This window comes from Tropicimonas sp. TH_r6, from assembly GCF_033101155.1.
In the GTDB taxonomy this organism is placed as follows: Bacteria; Pseudomonadota; Alphaproteobacteria; order Rhodobacterales; family Rhodobacteraceae; genus Tropicimonas.
Genome location: NZ_JAWMPX010000020.1, coordinates 16,118 through 34,470, shown reverse-complemented (window position 1 = coordinate 34,470; position 18,353 = coordinate 16,118). Strand labels below are relative to the sequence as shown.

The window sequence follows — 18,353 nt, the reverse complement described above, 5'->3', positions numbered from 1 at the left end:
AGGTTTCGCGCGGGTGTCCTCCTCCCTGACCCGTTGAGACCTGAAGGGTGGGCTGTTTCAGCCCACCCTTTTCCGTTTGTAAGCTTTTCTTTTGATCAGGCGTCGTCTAGGCTTTGCTGCACTGCAAAAAGGGAGGGAAACGCGTGGCCGACGATACACCGCTTCTGATCAAGCGCTACGCCAGCCGGCGGCTCTACAATACCGAGACCAGCGACTACGTGACGTTGGAGAACATCGCCGCGTTCATCCGGGATGGCCGTGAGGTCCAGATTGTCGACCTGAAATCGGGCGACGACCTCACCCGCCAGTATCTGCTTCAGATCATTGCCGAACATGAGAGCAAGGGCGAGAGCGTCCTGCCGATCAATGTGCTGACGGATCTTGTCCGTAGCTACACGAGTTCGGCCAATTCGGTGGTGCCCCAGTTTCTCGCCATGTCCTTCGAGATGCTCCAGAACGGGCAGTCGAAGATGATGGAGAACATGGGCAAGATCAATCCGATGGCGACCATGCCCGGCTTCGAGGCGATGCAGGCGCAGCAAGCCGCCTTCCTCAAGGCGATGACCGGCGGCATGGGCAGTTGGCCGCCCGCCCAACCGGGAACGGACGCGCCCAAGGAGAGCAAGGGCGAGGATCTCGACGAGATCAAGAGCCAGCTTGCCGATCTGCAGGCCAAGTTGGCCCGGATGAACAAGTAACGCCCTGCCCGCCGGGTGTCCGGCGGGGGGTGCCCTGACGGGGGATGTGATGACCGATACCGCCGGTCGGGTGACGCTGTGGGGCATCGAGGTTTTCCTCGCTGTCGCCGAGGAGGGCTCTGTCTCTGCCGCTGCGCGCCGGCTCGGCGCCAGCCCTTCGGGTGTCAGCCAACAGCTCAGCAATCTTGAGACGGCGCTCGGTCCAACGCTGATCGACCGCACGCTGCGTCCGGCACAGCTGACCGTTGCGGGCGGGATCTTCCGCAAGCGCGCGATGCGGATCTGGACAGAAGCCCAGAGCGCCCGGGCCGAGCTTGCGGCCGGCGACATGCGGAACCTGACCGATCTGCGGCTCGGCATGATCGAGGATTTTGATGCCGATGTGACACCGCGGCTGCTCTCCTCCATGTCCGAGGAACTCGGCGATTGCCGTTTCCTGCTGGAGACCGGGGCCAGCCATCGCCTCTTCGACCACCTCGAGGAGCGCGCCCTGGATGTCATCGTTGCCGTGGATCTCGCCGAGACCGTGGCGGACTGGACAGAGGTTCACCCCCTGCTCGAAGAGCCCTTCGTTGCCGCCGTGCCAAAAGGGTTCGAGACGGGGGAGGCGCCGCTGGAGCGGCTGCAGGCACTGCCCTTCATCCATTACACCGAGCGCCATCTGATGGGTCGGCAGATCTCGGCGCATCTCGCGCGGAACCGGGTCCAGCTTGGCCGCCGCTTCGAGCTGGACAGCTATCACGCGATCATGGCGATGGTGGCGGCCGGTGCCGGTTGGACCATCCTGACCCCGCTCGGCTATCTCCGCGCCCGTCGTTTCAGCGACGCGGCCGACATACTGCCGCTGCCAATGGAGCCGATGTCGCGACGTATCTCGCTGATTGCGCGATCGGGCCTGTTGCAGGAAATGCCGGAGCGGCTGGTGACCCAGCTCAGGCCGTTGCTGCAAGAGATGATCGTCGCGCCGGCCGTCGAGCGGATGCCTTGGTTGGAACAGGAGCTCAGAATTCTCTGAGGCCTGGCCGGCACGGTCATCGTTATCCCGAAAGAACCGTCTTTCGACGAGTCAGGTGCCGTAGGCGCGCTGCTCGGCCATCGCCTCGGACGCCGCACCGGTCAGGGCGTCGGCGATGAAGTCCAGCTCCGGTGTCTTCAGCCGCGCCGGCAGCCGCACATCGCAGGCACGCATCAGCATCGCCCGGGTCTGCGGCAGGTCCGGCATTTCACCCTCGATGAACTGCCAGTTCCAGAAGGCGCGCGCATTGTCCGTGCTCTTGCCAAAGACCTGTACCTTCACACCTGCCGCCTCGGCGTGCCTCGTGAAGGCAGTGACCTCCATGTCCGACATGCCGACCAGGTTGAACTGGATCGAATCCGGCGCGCGCAGTTCCTGTGCCAGCGGCGGCGGAACGTCGAGCCAGGGAGAGCTGTTGAGCGTCTCGGCCACGTAGTCATGGTTCGACCGTCCGCTCGTGACACGCTGCGCCAGCTCGTCGAGCTGCGGGCGGATGACGGCGGCGGAGAGGTTCTGGAGCCGAAGGTTGTACAGCGGGAGCTTGTTCTGCCAGCGTTCGAAGGCCGCCTGCAAACCGTCATGCTTCTTCCAGTTATGCTCATAGGCGCCGGACATGATGACCGCGCGGGCCACGATCTCGGCGTCGTCGGTGATCATCACCCCGCCTTCACCGGCATTGAGCAGCTTGTAGGACTGGAAGGAGAAGCAGCCGATGCTGCCGATCGTGCCGATCTTGCGGCCAGACCAAAGCGTGCCAAGCGAATGCGCCGCGTCTTCGATGACCGGGATGCCCCTGGCCTCGGCCAACTGCATGATCGCGTCCATGTCGGAGGTATGGCCGCGCATGTGAGAGATGATGATGGCGGAGATCTCGTCGGTTAGCTTGGCTTCGAAGTCCTCGAGGTCCATGCGGAAATTGCTGCCACATTCGACCAGAACCGGCTGGCAATCGGCGTGTACGATCGCCGAAGGCACGGCGCCGAAGGTAAAGGCCGGGATCAGCACTTTCGCCCCGCGCGGCAGGTCCAGCGCCTTGAGTGACAGGAAGAGCGCGGCGGAGCAGGAGGAGACGGCGAGAGCGTATTTGCTGCCCATCAGCTCGGCGAATTCGCGCTCCAGCAGCGTGACCGGCGCGTCCTGCGCGGCGGTGTAGCGGAAGAGATCCCCGGTGCTCAGAAGGCGGTCGATCTCGGCGCGGGCGGCTTCGGGGATCGGTTCGGCATCATAGACATTGGGGGCCTGGACCTGGGACATCTTCGAGACTCTCATAGCTGTTTCAGTTTTTCTGTAGAATACATTCGAAAATCTGGAAAGAAAAACTTTGCTGCAAGGAGAGCGTTGGCGGCAACTGGCTGCTGCGCGGGTCGGGGTCAGACGTTCAGGAGAAGGTGTTCGCGTTCCCAGGGGCTGATGACCTGCAAGAACTCGGCATACTCGGTCTCCTTGACCGCGCCATAGACCTTGCAGAACTCCGCGCCCAGCACCTCATGCACCGCCTTGGCGTCGGTGAAGAGCGGCAGCGCCTCGCCGAAGGTGCGCGGGATGCCGGCATCGCTGCTATAGGCATCTCCCTCGAACTCCGCCGCCGGAGGGCGCTTCTCCCGCATGCCGAGCCAGCCGCAGGCGAGCGAGCCGGCAATGGCGAGATAGGGGTTGCAATCCATCCCGGCGAGTCGGTTCTCCACCCGCCGCGAATGCGGGCTGGAAACGGGGACGCGCAGGCCGGTCGTGCGGTTGTCCCGCCCCCATTCGAGATTGATGGGGGCGGCGAAATCGGGAACGTAGCGGCGGTAGGAGTTCACGTAAGGCGCGATCAGGGCGATGATCGACGGCATATGCCGCTGCAACCCGCCGATGAAATGCAGGAAGGTCTCGCTGTCCTGCCCGGTTGCGTCGGTAAAGATGTTACGGCCCGACGCGCTCTCGACCACCGAGTGATGAATGTGCATCGCCGAACCGGGCTCGTTCTGGATCGGCTTGGCCATGAAGGTGGCGTAGCAATTGTGGCGCAGCGCCGCCTCGCGGATCAGGCGCTTGAAGAAGAAGATCTCGTCGGCCAGTCGAACCGGGTCGCCATGGCGCATGTTCAGCTCGACCTGGCCGGCGCCGCCCTCCTGCATAATGCCGTCAATCTCGATGCCCTGCGCCTCCGCGAAATCGTAGATATCGTCAATGACAGGGCCGTATTCGTCGATCGCGGAGAGCGAGTAGGCCTGCCGCGCGGCGGCGCGGCGTCCGGAGCGGCCCATCGGTGGTTCGACCTCCTTCGCCGGGTCCGTATTGGGGGCGACGAGGTAGAATTCCAGCTCGGGGGCAACGATGGGTGTCAGACCCTGCGCCTCGAACAGCCCGACCACCCGTTTGAGAACGTTGCGCGGTGCTGTCGGGACGGGATTGCCCTCCTGGTCGGCGATCTCGTGAATGATCTGGAGCGTCCAGTCGGCGGTCCAGGGGGCGGCGGTCGCGGTGCTCAGATCCGGGGTCAGCACCATGTCCGGCTCGGTATAGGGCATACCGTCGATTTCGGTCCAGTCGCCGGTAATCGTCTGCAGGAAGACAGAGTTGGGCATGTAGAAATGTGTCTGCCGGGCGAATTTCAGCCCCGGCATCGCCTTGCCCCGCGCCACCCCGGCAAGATCCGCGATGACACATTCGACCTCTTCCAGCTTGCCATGATGGAGATAGGCCTGCGCGGCTTCGGGGAGACGGTCGATCAGGGCGCGGACCATGGGTCAGCCTTTCGCGTCGAGGAAGAAGCGGGCGATGCGATTGCCGAAATCGGCATTCCGGGTGGGGGCGTCGAGGCGGGCTCTCGCCTCGGCGATCAAATGGTTGGGGACAAGGCCGCCCCGCGCTTTGATCAGCCCGTCAATCACATCTGCGCCGTACTCGGGATGCGGCTGGACGGTGTAGATCGAGTTGCCATAGAGCAGTGCGGCATTGGCGCAGAAATCAGAGGAGCCGACGACCCGCGCGCCCTCGGGACGCTCGGTGACCTGGTCCTGGTGCCAGGCGTTGAGCGCGACCTCTTCGCCTTCGAAATCGTAGTTTGTGCGGCCGATGGACCAGCCGCCGGCGTATTTCTCGACCCTGCCACCCAATGCCTGCGCGATGATCTGGTGTCCGAAACAGATGCCCACGAGCGGGCGGCCATCTGCGTGGACGGCCCGGATGAAATCTTCCAGTGGCGGGATCCAGGGGTGATCCTCATAGGCGCCGTGTTTGGAGCCGGTGATCAGCCAGCCATCGGCCTCCTCGATGCTGCCGGGCTGTTCGCCATCGACCACGGCCCAGCTTCGGAAGCTGAGGCCGTGTCCGTCCAGCAGGCGTACGAACATGGAAGGGTATTCGCCAATTTCGCTGGCGAGTTCTTCCGGCGCATGGCCGGTCATGAGGATGCCGATCTGCATGGGATTTCCGCTACTTGGTTTGTTCGAAAGTTACGCTTGGGGTGAGGCAGGGACAAGGGGCGAGCGGAAAGAAGGCGCGCGCAGGCCGAATGGATGAAACAGCCGCGTGTGGCATTGGGGCAATGCTCTGACAGGCACGGGATCAAACTGAAGGCGCTTTGGCACCTGTTGCGGCGTCACCCCACGAGGGCGCTGGCGTGGCGAGCATCGGTAGAATTCGCAAGTGAGAGAGCTCAGACCGAATCCAGGTAGAGCGCCAGTATCTCCGAGCGTTCCAGATCGGCCAGTTTGCGCATTTCCTGCCGCTTGGTCATCACCATATTGCGCACCAGTTCGTCCGGGAAGATCCGTTTCACGCAGTGATCGCTCTCGAAGGCGCCGATGGCGGAGTCCCAGTCGGCGGGGATCTGGGGCAGGGCTATGTCATAGGCATTGCCGGTGATGGGAGCGACCGGGTCCACGGCGTCCTCCAGCCCGTTCACGGCCGCGCCGAGGATGGCGGCGAGGGACAGGTAGGGGTTCACATCGCCGCCGGCGACGCGATGTTCGATCCGCCGCGCCTTGGGGCTACCGCCCGGAACGCGGATCGCGGCGGTGCGGTTCTCATAGGCCCAGCAGATCCCGGTCGGTGCATGGGCGTCCGGAACCATACGTTCATAGCTCGGCCCGTGCGGGGCGAAGACCAATCCGCAGCCGGGCAGCGCCTTGAGGCAGCCGGCAATCGCATGCAACAGCGCGTCGCTGCCCCGCTCCGTGCCGTCGTCGAAGATGTTCCGGCCCTCGCCATCCACCAGTGAGAAATGCGTGTGCATGCCATTGCCGGAGGCATGAGGATAGGGTTTGGCCATGAAGGAAGCGGCAAAACCGTGCTTGCGGGCGAGACCTGTCACCAGCAGCTTGAAAAACCATGCGTCATCGGCCGCCTTGAGCGGGTCCGACTGGTGCATGAGGTTGATCTCGAACTGGCCGGGGCCGGCTTCGGAGATGGCGGAATCTGCGGGAATATCCATCGCCGCGCAGCCGTCATAGAGATCGGTAAAGAAGGCGTCCCAGATGTCGAGCGCCTTGAGCGACAGGATCTCGGAGCCGAGGCGGCGTTTCGAGGTGCCGGGCGAGGGTGGAACTTGCAGCTCGGAGCCGGAATCGTCGGCGAGGTAGAATTCCAGCTCGGTGGCGACGACGGCGGTCAGGCCGCGGGACTCGAGGCGGCGGACAACGTTGGCCAGCGCGTGGCGCGGGTCGCCGCCGAAGGGGGCGCCATCCTCGTGATAGGCGCAGAGCGGCAGGAGAGCTGCGGGCGTGGTGAGCCAGGGCATCGGCACGAAACCGCGCTCGGTGGGCTTCATGATGCCATCGGGATCGCCACTTTCGAAGACCAGCGGAGAGTTGTCGATATCCTCGCCCCACATGTCTAGATTGAGCGCCGAGAGCGGCAGGCGGACCGCACCGCCTTCTGCCTTGGACGCAAAGCGCGCCGGAATACGCTTGCCGCGCGCCTGACCGTTCAGGTCTGGAGTCGCGGCGCGGATGTTCTGGATTTGCGGGTTTTCGTCGAGCCAGCTCATGGCGCTCTCCTCAGCGGATCCATTGCGGGCGGAAACGGAAGCGCTTGCGCTGGATTTGCGGCAGGTGTCGGTTCAGCCTTTTCCCGATCCGTCCGAAGATCAGGATAATCGCAAGTGTTCCGAGAATGAAGAAACCGGCGACGATGGGGTATGGCACGAAGGGGTTGAAGGTCTTGTCGGCGAAATAACTCGCGTAGTAGAGCGCGTCGCCCATCTGCTTGCGTGCCGGAAAACCGGAGAAATAGACCAGTGTCGTGGCGTGGAAGAGGAAGATCGCCTCGTTGGTATAAGCGGGCCAGGCGAGACGCAGCATGGTCGGCCAGACGATGCGGCGGAAGCGGGGCCAGCCGGTCAAGCCATAGGCGTCGGCGGCTTCGAGGTCGCCCTTGGGGATGGAGCGCAGCGCGCCGTAGAAGATCTCGCCGGTATAGGCGGCGGTGTTGAAGATCAGCACGATGGTGGCGCCGAGCCAGGCGCGGGTCAGCCAATGCGTGCCGGCGCCGAATTCGATGCCAAGCAGGGTGAACTCGATCCCGACCTTGGGCAGCTTCACGAAGACCAGGTAGGCGAGAAAGAACTGGATGAAGAGCGGCGAGCCACGGAAGACGAAGATGAACCACTCGGCAGGTTTGCGGATCCAGCGGGACGGGGCGGCCTTGGCCATAGCAAGCGCAGTAGCGAGGAAGAAGCCGACCAGCAGGGCGAGAGCTGCGAAATAGATGTTCCAGATCAGGCCGGAGCCGATCAGGACGACCTGATCGCAGAGCGTGATATCCGATTTGGGCAGCAGCCGTTCGCCGAAGCCGAGCGAGCGGAAGGCATAGGCCTGGAAAGTGTCGCCGCAGCTCATGCTTCACGCCTCATCTGTTCGCCGGCGGCCGTGGCCTGTCCGTAGGAGAGCTTGCGGGTCATCCGTTCGATCATGATCTCGGAGACACGGGTGAAGGCGAGGTAGAAGACCAGCAGGAAGAGGAAGTAGTAGAGGCGCCAGTCGCCATGCGGGTACGCATAGACGGCGGTCTTGGAGCCGCCAAGCTCGCGCGCCCAGTAGACGATATCGCGCACACCGAGCAAGAAGAGAAGCGGTGTCGCCTTGATGAGGATCATCCAGAGATTGCCCAAGCCGGGCAGCGCATAGACCCACATCTGCGGGACGAGAATGCGCCAGAAGGTCTGTCGGTTCGACATGCCATAGGCATGAGCCGTTTCGAGCTGTGCCTTGGGGACGGCGTTCATGGCGCCGTAGAGCACGTTGGCTGCAAAGGCGCCGAAGACGATGGCGAAGGTGAAGACCGCGAGCGAAAAATTATAGGTTTCGTGGATCCATTGCGGCGCGGTGGAAAGCGGGGCCTTGGCTTGCGGGCAGACGAGGAAGTCGTTGCCCTGCCGGATCGGCTCGGACCAGTCTGGGCAGAGGGCCTGATGGCGCAGCCACTCGATGCCTTGGTCGAGCGCGATGACGAAGAAGAGAAAGAAGACGATATCCGGCACGCCGCGCACGATCGATGTGTAGAGCTTGCCGAACCAGGCGAGTGGCGGGAAATGCGAGCGCGAAGCGATCGCGCCGCCGAATCCGAAGGCGAGCGAGACCGGCGCGGTGATGGCCAGAAGCAGCAGGACCGTCAGGAAAGACTGATAGAACAGCATGTGCTTGCCGTTCGTGAGGTAGCAGGAGAGCCAGGTCAGGCCTTCAAGGGTCGAGGGATCCGAGCAAAAGGAGAAGATGGCAATCCGTCCCGCGGGCGGTTTAGGTGCGGCCCGTCTGTTCTGGGTGTCGGTGGGCCGGGGCGCGTGGACGCGCCCCGGCGGAAAGTCTTACCAGAGGCTGGAGACTTCCCATTTCTTGATCAGTTCGTTCAGCGTGCCGTCGTCCTTCATGGACTGGATTGCCGCATCGAACTTGGCTTTCAGCTCGCCATCGCTTTCACGCAGGCCCAGGCCGACGCCGCCGCCGAGGGCAACCGGGTCGCCGACGATCATCAGCTCGGAATCGGCCTTCACGGCGTCCTGCAGGAAGGAGGCATCGGCCAGAACCGCATCGGCTTCGCCGTTACGGACCGCGGCGACGGTGTCTTCCGGCACCGGGAACTCGACCAGCGTGGCGCCGCTCTCGGCGACGAAAGCCGCCTGAATGGTGCCGGTCTGGGCGGCAACGACGCCACCCGTCAGATCAACGCCCTCTTCCATGGCGACGTAGAGCGACGGATCCGGCGGCGTGTAGGGCATTGTAAAGTCGATGACTTCGTCGCGTTCGTCGGTGATCGACATGCCGGCGATGATGGTGTCGTAGTTGCCCGAGACCAGGTTCGGGATGATCGAATCCCAGTCATTGGTGACCCATTCGCAGGTCAGTTCGGCGCGCATGCACAGCTCGTCGCCCAGCTCGCGCTCGAAGCCCCCGACTTCGCCATTGTCGTCGATGAGGTTCCACGGAGGGTAGGCGCCCTCGGTGCCCATGCGGATTACATCGGCGGCCGTTGCGGCGCTGGCAGCGAGCGCAAGGGCAGCGGTGGTGAGGATCAACTTGTTCATGGATCTTCTCCCGGTTGGTGGTTGATATTGAAAGGTTATTTGTCCTGACTGTGCGACAGGAACTGCCGCAGCCGGTCGGTTTGGGGATTGCCGAAGAGTTCGGAAGGCGGGCCCTCTTCCTCGATCTTGCCCAGATGCAGAAAGACGACATGGTCGGAGACATCGGCCGCGAGCCGCATATCATGGGTCACCAGAAGCATGGTCCGGCCTTCCTGGGCCAGAGACTTGATGACCTTGACGACCTCCTGTTCCAGCTCGGGGTCCAGCGCGGAAGTCGGCTCGTCGAAGAGCAGCGCCTTGGGTTCCATTGCCAATGCGCGGGCGATGGCGGCGCGCTGTTGCTGGCCGCCGGAGAGCTGGGCGGGGTAGACATCGCATTTGTCGCCAATGCCGACCTTGGCAAGCAGTTCACGCCCCAAGGCCTCGACCTCTGCCCGGTCGCGCTTGAGCACGGTGATCGGGGCTTCCGTGACGTTTTCGAGGATCGTCATATGGGCCCAGAGGTTGAACTGCTGGAAGACCATCGACAGGTTGGTGCGGATGCGGATGAGCTGTTTGTGGTCGCCCGGGCGGCGGTGATGGCCGGCGCCATGCCAGGTGACCGGCTCGCCTTCGAAGCGGATCTCGCCCTGTTGGCTGTCTTCCAGCAGGTTGGCGCAGCGCAGGAGCGTCGATTTGCCGGAGCCCGAGGAGCCGATCAGCGAGACCACTTCACCCTTGCGCGCCACCATGTCTACGCCCTTGAGAACTTCGAGCGCCCCATAGGCCTTGTGAAGGTCATGGATTTCGATGACGGGCGGTGTGGTGTCGTTCACGGGCGCTTCCTGGCTATTTCAGTGGCAGAGTAGGGCGCAAATGCTGGGCAATTGCAACGCGGAAAGGCAATTTGACCCCTTGTTAACCCTTTCGGTCAGGCGGCAACGACCGCATATGCCTCAGGACTAGGCGGATTGGGAACGGCGAGGTAGTCGGACGGGCTGGTTTGAAGGAAGGCGCGAATCCCGAGCGCCTCTCGGGAAGCGGCGGGCAGCGCAGCGATTCCCTCGCGGATGGCGCTGCGGAGGCTGGGGAGATGCTGCGGGAACGCGGTGATCAGCGCTTGGCCAGGGGAGTGGCCGCTCATCCCGAGCGTCTTCAGCGGTTCAGCGAGATCCGTATGGGCCTGGATCAGGCGCCAGCTGATCGCGTCCAGCGCGGCAATGTCGGCCCGACCTTCCGCGATGGCGATGGCGGCGTCGCGGTGGCTGCCGGTTTCGGGGCCGACCCGGAAGCAGAGCGGCGCTTCGCACGCAGTGCCCCAGCCCGATTGCGAGTGGCGGTCGTTGAAGGCCAGCACGGCGCCGTCGAACTCTTCCAGCCGGCTGCGTGGGTCGTCTCTGCGGGCGACGAAGACCGAATTGTAATGACCGGGCGGTATGTCCGGCAGGCCGTAATCCAGTGTTCCGATCAGCGCGACCTTCTGGTGAAGCTCGACCCGGAAAGGCAGACCGCACGCCTGTCCGAACAGCAGGTCGGGGCTGTGCCATTCGGCATGGAGGTCGTCGCTACGGGTCAGGGTCTCGGGGGCATCGATCCCGGTTTCGCGGAGGCGGTCGCGGATTTCGGCCCAGAAGGCGTCGGTTTCGGCCCGGACGCCCGGGTGGTCATACATCGGGAACTGCGCGAGCATTTAGCGGCCCTTCGCCTCGACCCGTTGACGCGCCAGTGCGGAATCGCGGTCGTTGATGCCGAGCAGATTCGCCACCAGCCGGATCAGCGCATCCTCTTCCTCGTCCCGCACCCCGTCGGCCAGCACCACTGCCCAGAGCGCCTCGACCACGGCGCTGCGTTCCTCGTAGGGAACTGCGTCCTTGATCGCGCGGGTGAAGCGCACGGTGTCCGGCGCCTCGGCTTCCAACTGCTCGGCCTGACCGCGCAGATGGGCGGCCTCGAAGGGCGAAAGGTCGTAGCGGCGCATCAGGATCCGGTCGATCCGGTCCAGCTCAGCCATGGAATAGTCATTGTCGGACCGCGCGACCCGCACCAAAAGGGCGGTTAGCGCGAGGCGGGCGTCGGGGTCGGGCAATTGCTCCGGCTCCGGCGTGACGAGGCGTTTGAGAAGATCGGCAAACATCTGCAATACCTATGACATCAGACAGGCCGCGCCAATAGCTCAGCCTTGGAAAGGGTCGGCCTGTTCAGCGGCCTTGCGGGCGCGGTCGATGGCCTCGGCATCCAGGCCGAGCCGCTCGCTCGCCCGCGCCAGATACGCCCCTTCCGCGGCTTGTTCCACCCCGTCGGACAGGGCAACGCGCCACATCGCCACCAGCACGGCCTCGCGATGCGCGCGATCGAGCCGCTCCCGAACGAGAGTTGCAAAGCGCCCATCCTCGGGCGCCTGCGCTTCAAGCTTCTCCGCCCCGGCGCGCAATTGCGCGGCCTCGACGGGGTTGAGACCGTAGGTTTTCGCGAGAATGCGGTCGATCCGGCGGATCTCCTCGACAGCGTAGAGACCGTCAGTCTTGGCGGTGCGGACCAACAGGCCGGCCAAGGCATGACGGCCGTCGAGCTCCGGCAGCGGTGCGGGATCGGGGTGGAAAAGGCGGTTGAGCAGGTCAGTGAACATGCCTCAGCTATGCCGCCCCGAGGAGCGCGTATCAAGACCGGAAATTGGAACGCAGCGAGCGTTTTTCAGACACTGTGGCCTTCGACGATCACCAGGTCGCCATCGGCGATCGGATCACGGATTGCCTTGGCCGCCTGGTGCTCGGGATCGTCATAGCAGGCAAGCGCATCGGCGAAGGTCGGGAATTCGATCACCACCGTGCGCGGATGCAACTCGCCTTCGCGAACATCAAACTGTCCGGCCCGGACGAGGAATCGCGCCCCGTAGCGGGCAAATGGCCTAGCGGCGGCCTCTTTGTATTCCTCGAAGACCCGCTGATCCTTCACGTCGACATGCGCGACCCAGTAGCCTTTTTGCATGGTCATCTCCTCCGATGGAGCGCTGTCGGAAACGCCTGATGCAGAATGGAATTCCCGCAACGCCTTGACCTGACGCTAGCCCAGCAGGGGCGGCTTGGCAAAGATGATATCGTCTATGGCGATGCCGCCGGGGTCGGTGTTGACGATCACAAGCCCGGCGATCCCATCTCCGCCGCCGATATGGCGGTAGCCGAAAGCGGAAATGCCCGGGCCGGGCGTCTGCTCAAGGCGCGCAAGGAGCGCGCCGTTGCGGGCAAAGAAGGAGACTTCCAGCTGGCCCTCGGGGGCCGGGCGCGCGCCGAGCGGGTCGGGATAATCGGTATGGATTCGGAAGCCCAGGGCGGTCTGGTCGTGGTCGAAAAGGAGCGCCACTGCGCCCTCGCCGCGCGCCTCCAGCGCCGGGAAGCCGGTGGCGCCGAGCGGGAAGAGCGCGTTGGAGCCGAAGCCCCGATGAAAGGCGATGGAGAGATTGCGGCCCGGTTCCCCACTGGCGATGCTCAACCAGCCTGCCGGAGCGGGATCGGTGAGCCGGTCATGTCCCGCCGCGTCCGCCGTTATCTGTTGGCCGGCGAAATGCTCGCCCAGCCAGGCGCCACGCGCATAGAAACGGTTGTCGAGGTTGAAACCCGGCTCCGGGCGTTGCGGCAGGCGCTCGAAATCGATGACCTCGGACAATTCACGGGCAAGCTGGTCATAATCTGCGGGGTGAACAGGTTCTCCAAACGTGGCGCTGGCGCTCAGGCAGAGGCCAAGGCACGCGCCGCGCAGGCTCATGCGCCGGAAGACGGTGGCAGGATCGTCCCCTGTGAGACCTCCACCGCAGCGCCAGAGATCCGGACCTCGGTCAGGGCGCTGCCGGAGACTGAAACCTGTAGCCCGACATGGCTCTCCCGACCCATCTCCACGCCTTGAACCAGCCGCCAGTCGCTCGTCCCATCCGGCAGCGCGCCGGATGCCAGCAATTGCGCGGCGAGGATCGCCGAGGCCGATCCGGTGGCTGGATCTTCCGGGATGCCTGCTGTGGGCGAGAACATTCGGGCCCGAAAGCCTGCCTCCCCGTCCGGGGTGTAGAGGTAGGCCGAATCCACGGTGCCGGCCGCCATCAGAGCGGACCAATGTGGCTCGATCGGGCGCGCGGATGCCAATGCGTCGAGATCGGCCACGGGCGCGTAGAGAAAGGCCGGTCCGCCAGCAAAGAGGCCGGGACGGTGCGCGCCGAAACCGATCTCGCTTTCTGGCAGCCCGAGCGCCTTAGCGAGGAGGCCGGTCGGAGCATCGCCGGCATGGGGATGAGGCCGGACCGGGGCGCGGAAACTGCCGGAAATCCTGCCGTTCCGCCGCGAGATCTGCACCGGGACGAGCCCTGCCTCTTCTTCGAGCACGAGGTCATCGTCGAAATCGCGGGGTCCGTTGCGCATCCATGCCAGAAGCGCGGCGCAGCCCAGTGTCGGGTGGCCGGCGAAGGGGATCTCGGCGGTGGGAAAGAAGATGCGGACGCGGGCGGTGTGGCCCGGGTCGCGCGGGGGCATGACGAAGATCGTCTCGGAGAGATTGAACTCGCGCGCGATGGTTTGCATTTGTGCCGTCTCGAGCCCGCCCGCCTCAAGAACCACGGCAAGTGGATTGCCGAGATAGGGCCGGTCGGTGAAGACGTCGAGCGTGTGAAAGGGCAGGCTGTGCATTTTGCATTTCCGAATGGTTCCGATCCCGCACAGTCTTGCCGGATTGGCGCTACGGGTAAAGCCGGTGGCGGCAGCGCAGCAGCCTCTCGGGTCGGCGTCGCGCCGGACTGTCAGTCCGGCGGCGGCGCGATGGAATCCCGTTCCACCAGTTCGCATTCGAGCTTCACAAGCGCGCCGGCATCCTCGGGTTGGCCATCACCGCGCATGATCCGTTCCATCGCCCAGCGACCCATGGCCCGGCTGGGCAGGATCAGCGATGTCAGCGGCGGCGAAAGGTGGCGGGCGATTTCCTCGTCGTCGTAGCCCACGACCGAGATCTCCTCTGGGATTCGCTTGCCCATCTCCTTGAGCGCCTCGAAACAGCCGACCGCCATCCGGTCGTTCTGGCAGAAAATCGCAGTCGGCGGTTGCTCCAGTGACATGAGCTGTTGCGTGCCGCGATAGCCGGCGGACGCCGACCAGTCGCCCTCGGCCACCAGCTCCGGGGCGAAGGGAATATCAGCCGTGGCCAATGCGTTGCGATAACCTTGCAGGCGGTCCCGCGTGGCTTCCATGAAGTTTTCGCCGGTGATCGTCCCGACGCGCCGATGCCCTGCTGCCAGGAGCGCAGCGGTCGCCCGATGCCCCCCGGCGATTTCGCCGGGCACCACGGCCGGACGTTCGCCGTCGGCGGTGTAGCAGTTGAGCAGCACCACCGGAGTCGTTGTCTCGACCAGCGCGTTCGGCAGGGTGACTTCGCGGGTGAAGATGCAGGCATAGATTATCGCCTGCACGCCCATCTCGATGAACATCTCAAGGGTACGCGGCTCCAGCATCGGGTCGCCATCTGTCTCGGCGACAACAACGATGGCGCCGAGATTGCGGGCGATCTGTCGTACGCCGTCCAGCGCGACGATGCCTTCCGGGCTGGTCGAGATCTTGTCGATCACGAAGGCGATCGTGCCCTCGTTGCGCGCCCGGTTCCGGTTCAGCCCGGGAAGGCTCGCCGGGCGGTAGCCAAGCTCGCGCGCCACCTCGAGCACGCGCCGCCGCGTCGGTTCCGAGATCTTCACCGATGTATTGGCGTTCAGGACGAAGGAAACAGTGGATTGCGAACAACCGGCCAGTCGGGCGATGTCCTGCATGGTGACGCGCTGTTTTCCAGAGATCTTGCCAAGGCCTGATCCCTTCTTGCGTGTCGGAGTTTTCGAGTCTTCGGACATTCGCGTCACCTTAGTCCCATCTGGGCCAAGCGCAAGCAGCCGGGCTAATAGTTATTTCCATTGCGCGCACCTTGATTGGTTCTCCGTCAATCGTTCGGCTCGCCGAAAACGCTCGCAATTTGAAATGGATTTTGCCCGTCTGCCCGGCATTGGTTTCGCCTTTGTTTACGCCCTTCGCAGCAGGATGTGCCGGACAATCAGGACGATTCAGGAGCGGAATTATGGTGACGAGAATCGCGGGGGCCGCGCTGGCAGTCTTGTTGAGCGTGTTCGCCTTGGCCGCGCCGGCAGAGGTGCTGGTGCTTGGAAGCCTAAATGACAATGTGCGCAAACATGTGAAGCGCTTCACACCGCTTTCGGAATACCTCCAGCAGGAACTTGCGGAGGTCGGCGTCACCGAGGTTCTGATCTCCGTGCTTCCCTCCTCCGCGGCAATGGAGGCGGCGTTGGCGGAAGGGCAGGTCGATCTCTATTTCGACAGCCCGGTCGTGGCGGCAAAGGTCGCCCGCAACAGTGGGGCGGTTCCCTTCCTGCGGCGCTGGAAACGCGGGGTCGGAACCTACCATTCGGTTATCGTCGTCCCGACGAACAGCGAGATCCAGTCCCTGCAGGATCTGGTGGGCCGCAAGATCGGTTTCCAGGACCCGGATTCGACCTCGGGGTTCCTGTTGCCCATGGGACTCATCCTGGCACAGCAACTCCCGGCGAAGGAAATCCCGGGCTATCAGGCGCCTGCACCGGAAGATGCCATCGGCTATCTCTTCAGCAAGGATGACAAGAACTCGATTCTTTGGTTGTCGCGGGGCTGGATCGATGCCGCGGCGACGGATCCGAACGGTTTCAGCAAGCTTGATGCGGCCTTCCCTGGGGAATATCGCGTCGTCGCACGCAGCATCGAGGTTCCGCGCCAGACCGTTATCCGGACCGCGAGCATGGATCCGACGCTCGTGGTGGCTTTGAGAAACCTGTTCGTGGAACTGGACAAGACGGAAGACGGCAAGGCAGTACTCAAGAAGTTCCACAAGACCTCGCAATTCGACGAGTTCCCGGACGGGGTGGAGGCAACCTTCGCGCCGATCTACGAATTGCTGGATGAGCTTGCTGCCGAGGGTGTGCTGGGAAGCTGATGCACATGCTTGCGGTCGTCAATGCGCTTGGAGATGGTGTCCGGCTGGCGAAGTCCGGGCTCGGGAGACGTTTGTCTTTCGTCTTTGGCGCATTGATTTCCGCGATCGTGGTTGCCGTCATTCTCATAAACGTCCAGACGCAACTGCAACTGGTGCATGAGCGCCAGGAGTTGCGCCTGTTCCATCTGATCGACATAGCGACCGAAGTCTCGCTGCCTTACCTGATCGAAGGGCGCGCTGCCGAGTTGGATATCATCTTCGAGGAACTGCGTGGCCAGCCCGATGTCATGGATATTTTCATCGTGGATCAACACGGCATCATGGTCGTCGAAAGCGAAGAGGATGACGAACTCGAATTCTTGAAGGTCGCCGATGACGCGCTTGCCCACGAGGCTGCGGAGACTGGCGAAATTCTGAGACAGGAGTTGGAACGAAAACAGCAGATCGCCAAGCCCTTGCTGATCGGTACCGTGAATTACGGGACGCTGCGCCTCGATTTCGATCCAGAGGGATTCCAGTCGGAGATCGTCAAGGTCTGGGCGACGAATTTGCTGGCTGGCATCCTCTTCGTCCTGGTTGGCCTCTTCACATCGAACATCGTCTCGGCCCGGCTGGTCCGGCCATTGAATCGGTTGACCCGCGCCACGGAGCGCGCCGCCGGCGGCGATCTGGATCAGACGATTTCCGTCAGGACGAACGACGAGATCGAGAGTCTCGCAACCTCTTTCAACACGATGTTGATCGCGCTGCGAAGTTCAATTCAGGAAATTCACGAGGTTGCGTACAAGGACAAGCTCACTGGCGTTCCCAACCGGGCATGGCTGAGTCACCAACTTGAGCAGATTGCGATCGAGGCGTCCTCGCGCCAGGAGGCGTTCTCCGTGCTCTTCCTCGACCTCGACGACTTCAAGTCTGTGAACGACAATCATGGGCATCACGTTGGCGACCTTCTTCTCGTTTTGTTTGCCGAGAGATTGCGCAATTGCATCTTCGATACCGGACTTGTCATGCTCAATGTCGGGTCGGCGCGCAATGGATCGAGCTATCGTTTCGACAGCGACGCCGTCGTGGCGCGGCTTGGCGGGGATGAGTTCACAATCGTGGTGCCGACGTCACTGTGTCACGAACTCCTGGAGCGGATTATCGAGGTGATGCAAGCGCCGCTGTTGGTTGAAGGCCTTACATTGCGCACAACGACAAGTATCGGCGTGGCCAGTTTTCCCGAACATGCGCCCAGCTTCGAACTGCTGCTCAAACATGCCGATGTCGCGATGTACCAGGCGAAGCGCGCTGGACGGAACACTTTCGCTTTCTACGATGGTGATCAGCATAAGCTTGCCCTCGAAAGACAGGAACTCGCCGCCGATATCCGTGACGCAATCGAGAAAGATCAGTTTGTCATTTTCCTCCAACCACAATTCTTCATCGCGAATGGCAGGGTCTCGGGGGCGGAAGCGCTGGTGCGCTGGAATCATCCTGTCCGGGGCATCTTGCGCCCGGACACATTCCTGCCGCTGGCGGCCGGGGCTGGTCTTCTGCCCGAGATCGGACGTCTGGTGGTGCGCAAGACGCTGGCTGCTGCGATGAGCATTCTTCCCGAGGTGGATATTCCCCTGACATTCGCAATGAATCTCTCCGTGGACGAACTTGCGGATGAGAAGTTCGTAGAAGATTTGCTCTGGCGGATTGATGCGGCCAATCTTCCGGCCGGGACTGTCGAACTCGAGATCACCGAGAACACGGCCATGTCGGATGCCTCCGCGATTTCGCATCGTCTCGAAAGACTGCGCCTCGCCGGGACCCGCCTGGCCATCGACGACTTTGGTGTCGGGTACTCAAATCTCGGTCGTCTCAAGGGGTTGGCCTTCGACACTTTGAAGCTCGACCGCAGCTTGTTGCAGGATGTGGGCGAAGATGAGGATGCGGAGAGCCTGATGGCAACGATTCTTGCCATGGCGCAGGTTATGAAAGCGGATGTCGTGGCCGAAGGCATCGAGACGGAAAAGCAGCTTTCGGTCCTGGAAAAATACCAGTGCCGATACTTCCAAGGTTATCTTGGGGCACATCCAATGCCTATCGATCACTTCAGTGCCTGGCTTAAGCAGCATCTCGCGGAAAAGCAGCAGGAAGAGGCCTGTTGAGCCTGCTGTGATGCGGC

Annotated in this window: 19 protein-coding genes; 4 read left to right on the top strand and 15 right to left on the bottom strand. The window is 63.1% G+C overall.

Annotation, left to right across the window (positions count from 1 at the left end; all coding sequences use genetic code 11):
- The first annotated feature begins 143 nt into the window (after positions 1-143).
- Positions 144-698, top strand: coding sequence for a polyhydroxyalkanoate synthesis repressor PhaR (phaR, locus tag R3X27_RS17595; protein ID WP_317710186.1), 555 nt, complete (start codon positions 144-146; stop codon positions 696-698).
- A gap of 49 nt (positions 699-747) precedes the next feature.
- Positions 748-1,713: a LysR family transcriptional regulator gene (locus tag R3X27_RS17590; protein ID WP_317710185.1), complete on the top strand. Its 966-nt coding sequence runs from the start codon at positions 748-750 to the stop codon at positions 1,711-1,713.
- A 51-nt stretch (positions 1,714-1,764) separates the two neighbouring features.
- Here the strand turns inward: R3X27_RS17590 and R3X27_RS17585 are convergent, their stop codons facing one another.
- The 15 genes from R3X27_RS17585 to R3X27_RS17515 form a co-directional block, all read right to left on the bottom strand.
- Positions 1,765-2,967: a DegT/DnrJ/EryC1/StrS family aminotransferase gene (locus R3X27_RS17585; protein WP_317710184.1), complete on the bottom strand. Its 1,203-nt coding sequence runs from the start codon at positions 2,965-2,967 to the stop codon at positions 1,765-1,767.
- Positions 2,968-3,083: 116 nt separating this feature from the next.
- Entirely contained in the window at positions 3,084-4,442 is a 1,359-nt protein-coding gene (locus tag R3X27_RS17580) for a glutamine synthetase family protein (RefSeq protein WP_317710183.1), read from the bottom strand.
- 3 nt (positions 4,443-4,445) lie between these two features.
- Positions 4,446-5,123 carry a type 1 glutamine amidotransferase gene (locus R3X27_RS17575; protein WP_317710182.1) on the bottom strand — a complete coding sequence of 226 codons (678 nt, stop codon included), beginning with the start codon at positions 5,121-5,123 and terminating at the stop codon, positions 4,446-4,448.
- Positions 5,124-5,356: 233 nt separating this feature from the next.
- On the bottom strand, positions 5,357-6,688 hold the full coding sequence (locus R3X27_RS17570; protein ID WP_317710181.1) for a glutamine synthetase family protein: 1,332 nt from the start codon (positions 6,686-6,688) through the stop codon (positions 5,357-5,359).
- A gap of 10 nt (positions 6,689-6,698) precedes the next feature.
- Positions 6,699-7,538 carry an ABC transporter permease gene (locus R3X27_RS17565; RefSeq protein ID WP_317710180.1) on the bottom strand — a complete coding sequence of 280 codons (840 nt, stop codon included), beginning with the start codon at positions 7,536-7,538 and terminating at the stop codon, positions 6,699-6,701.
- Positions 7,535-8,413: an ABC transporter permease gene (locus R3X27_RS17560; RefSeq protein ID WP_317710250.1), complete on the bottom strand. Its 879-nt coding sequence runs from the start codon at positions 8,411-8,413 to the stop codon at positions 7,535-7,537. Before R3X27_RS17560 ends, R3X27_RS17565 begins: the two co-directional genes overlap by 4 nt.
- 90 nt (positions 8,414-8,503) lie before the next feature.
- The gene (locus R3X27_RS17555; protein ID WP_317710179.1) at positions 8,504-9,220 is read right to left on the bottom strand and encodes a transporter substrate-binding domain-containing protein; all 717 of its coding nucleotides are present in this window, start codon (positions 9,218-9,220) and stop codon (positions 8,504-8,506) included.
- 35 nt (positions 9,221-9,255) lie between these two features.
- Positions 9,256-10,035 (bottom strand): amino acid ABC transporter ATP-binding protein, encoded by a 780-nt coding sequence (locus tag R3X27_RS17550; RefSeq protein ID WP_317710178.1) that lies wholly within the window; start codon positions 10,033-10,035, stop codon positions 9,256-9,258.
- Between the two features lie 95 nt (positions 10,036-10,130).
- A complete protein-coding gene (locus tag R3X27_RS17545; RefSeq protein WP_317710177.1) occupies positions 10,131-10,889 on the bottom strand; it encodes a phosphate/phosphite/phosphonate ABC transporter substrate-binding protein in 759 nt (252 codons plus the stop codon).
- The gene (locus R3X27_RS17540; protein ID WP_317710176.1) at positions 10,890-11,333 is read right to left on the bottom strand and encodes a TerB family tellurite resistance protein; all 444 of its coding nucleotides are present in this window, start codon (positions 11,331-11,333) and stop codon (positions 10,890-10,892) included. It abuts the gene before it with no gap.
- 39 nt (positions 11,334-11,372) lie between these two features.
- On the bottom strand, positions 11,373-11,825 hold the full coding sequence (locus R3X27_RS17535; RefSeq protein WP_317710175.1) for a TerB family tellurite resistance protein: 453 nt from the start codon (positions 11,823-11,825) through the stop codon (positions 11,373-11,375).
- Between the two features lie 65 nt (positions 11,826-11,890).
- Entirely contained in the window at positions 11,891-12,184 is a 294-nt protein-coding gene (locus R3X27_RS17530; RefSeq protein WP_317710174.1) for a DUF1330 domain-containing protein, read from the bottom strand.
- Between the two features lie 75 nt (positions 12,185-12,259).
- Positions 12,260-12,958 (bottom strand): hypothetical protein, encoded by a 699-nt coding sequence (locus R3X27_RS17525; RefSeq protein ID WP_317710173.1) that lies wholly within the window; start codon positions 12,956-12,958, stop codon positions 12,260-12,262.
- Positions 12,955-13,866, bottom strand: coding sequence for a PhzF family phenazine biosynthesis protein (locus R3X27_RS17520; RefSeq protein WP_317710172.1), 912 nt, complete (start codon positions 13,864-13,866; stop codon positions 12,955-12,957). The genes R3X27_RS17525 and R3X27_RS17520 overlap by 4 nt, the downstream gene beginning before the upstream one ends.
- A gap of 110 nt (positions 13,867-13,976) precedes the next feature.
- Positions 13,977-15,068, bottom strand: a complete 1,092-nt coding sequence (locus R3X27_RS17515) for a LacI family DNA-binding transcriptional regulator (RefSeq protein WP_317710171.1) — start codon at positions 15,066-15,068, stop codon at positions 13,977-13,979.
- Between the two features lie 221 nt (positions 15,069-15,289).
- Here R3X27_RS17515 and R3X27_RS17510 point away from each other — a divergent pair, with 221 nt between their 5' ends.
- A complete protein-coding gene (locus R3X27_RS17510; protein ID WP_317710170.1) occupies positions 15,290-16,195 on the top strand; it encodes a phosphate/phosphite/phosphonate ABC transporter substrate-binding protein in 906 nt (301 codons plus the stop codon).
- A gap of 5 nt (positions 16,196-16,200) precedes the next feature.
- Positions 16,201-18,336, top strand: coding sequence for a putative bifunctional diguanylate cyclase/phosphodiesterase (locus R3X27_RS17505; protein ID WP_317710169.1), 2,136 nt, complete (start codon positions 16,201-16,203; stop codon positions 18,334-18,336).
- The last annotated feature ends 17 nt before the right edge of the window (positions 18,337-18,353 follow it).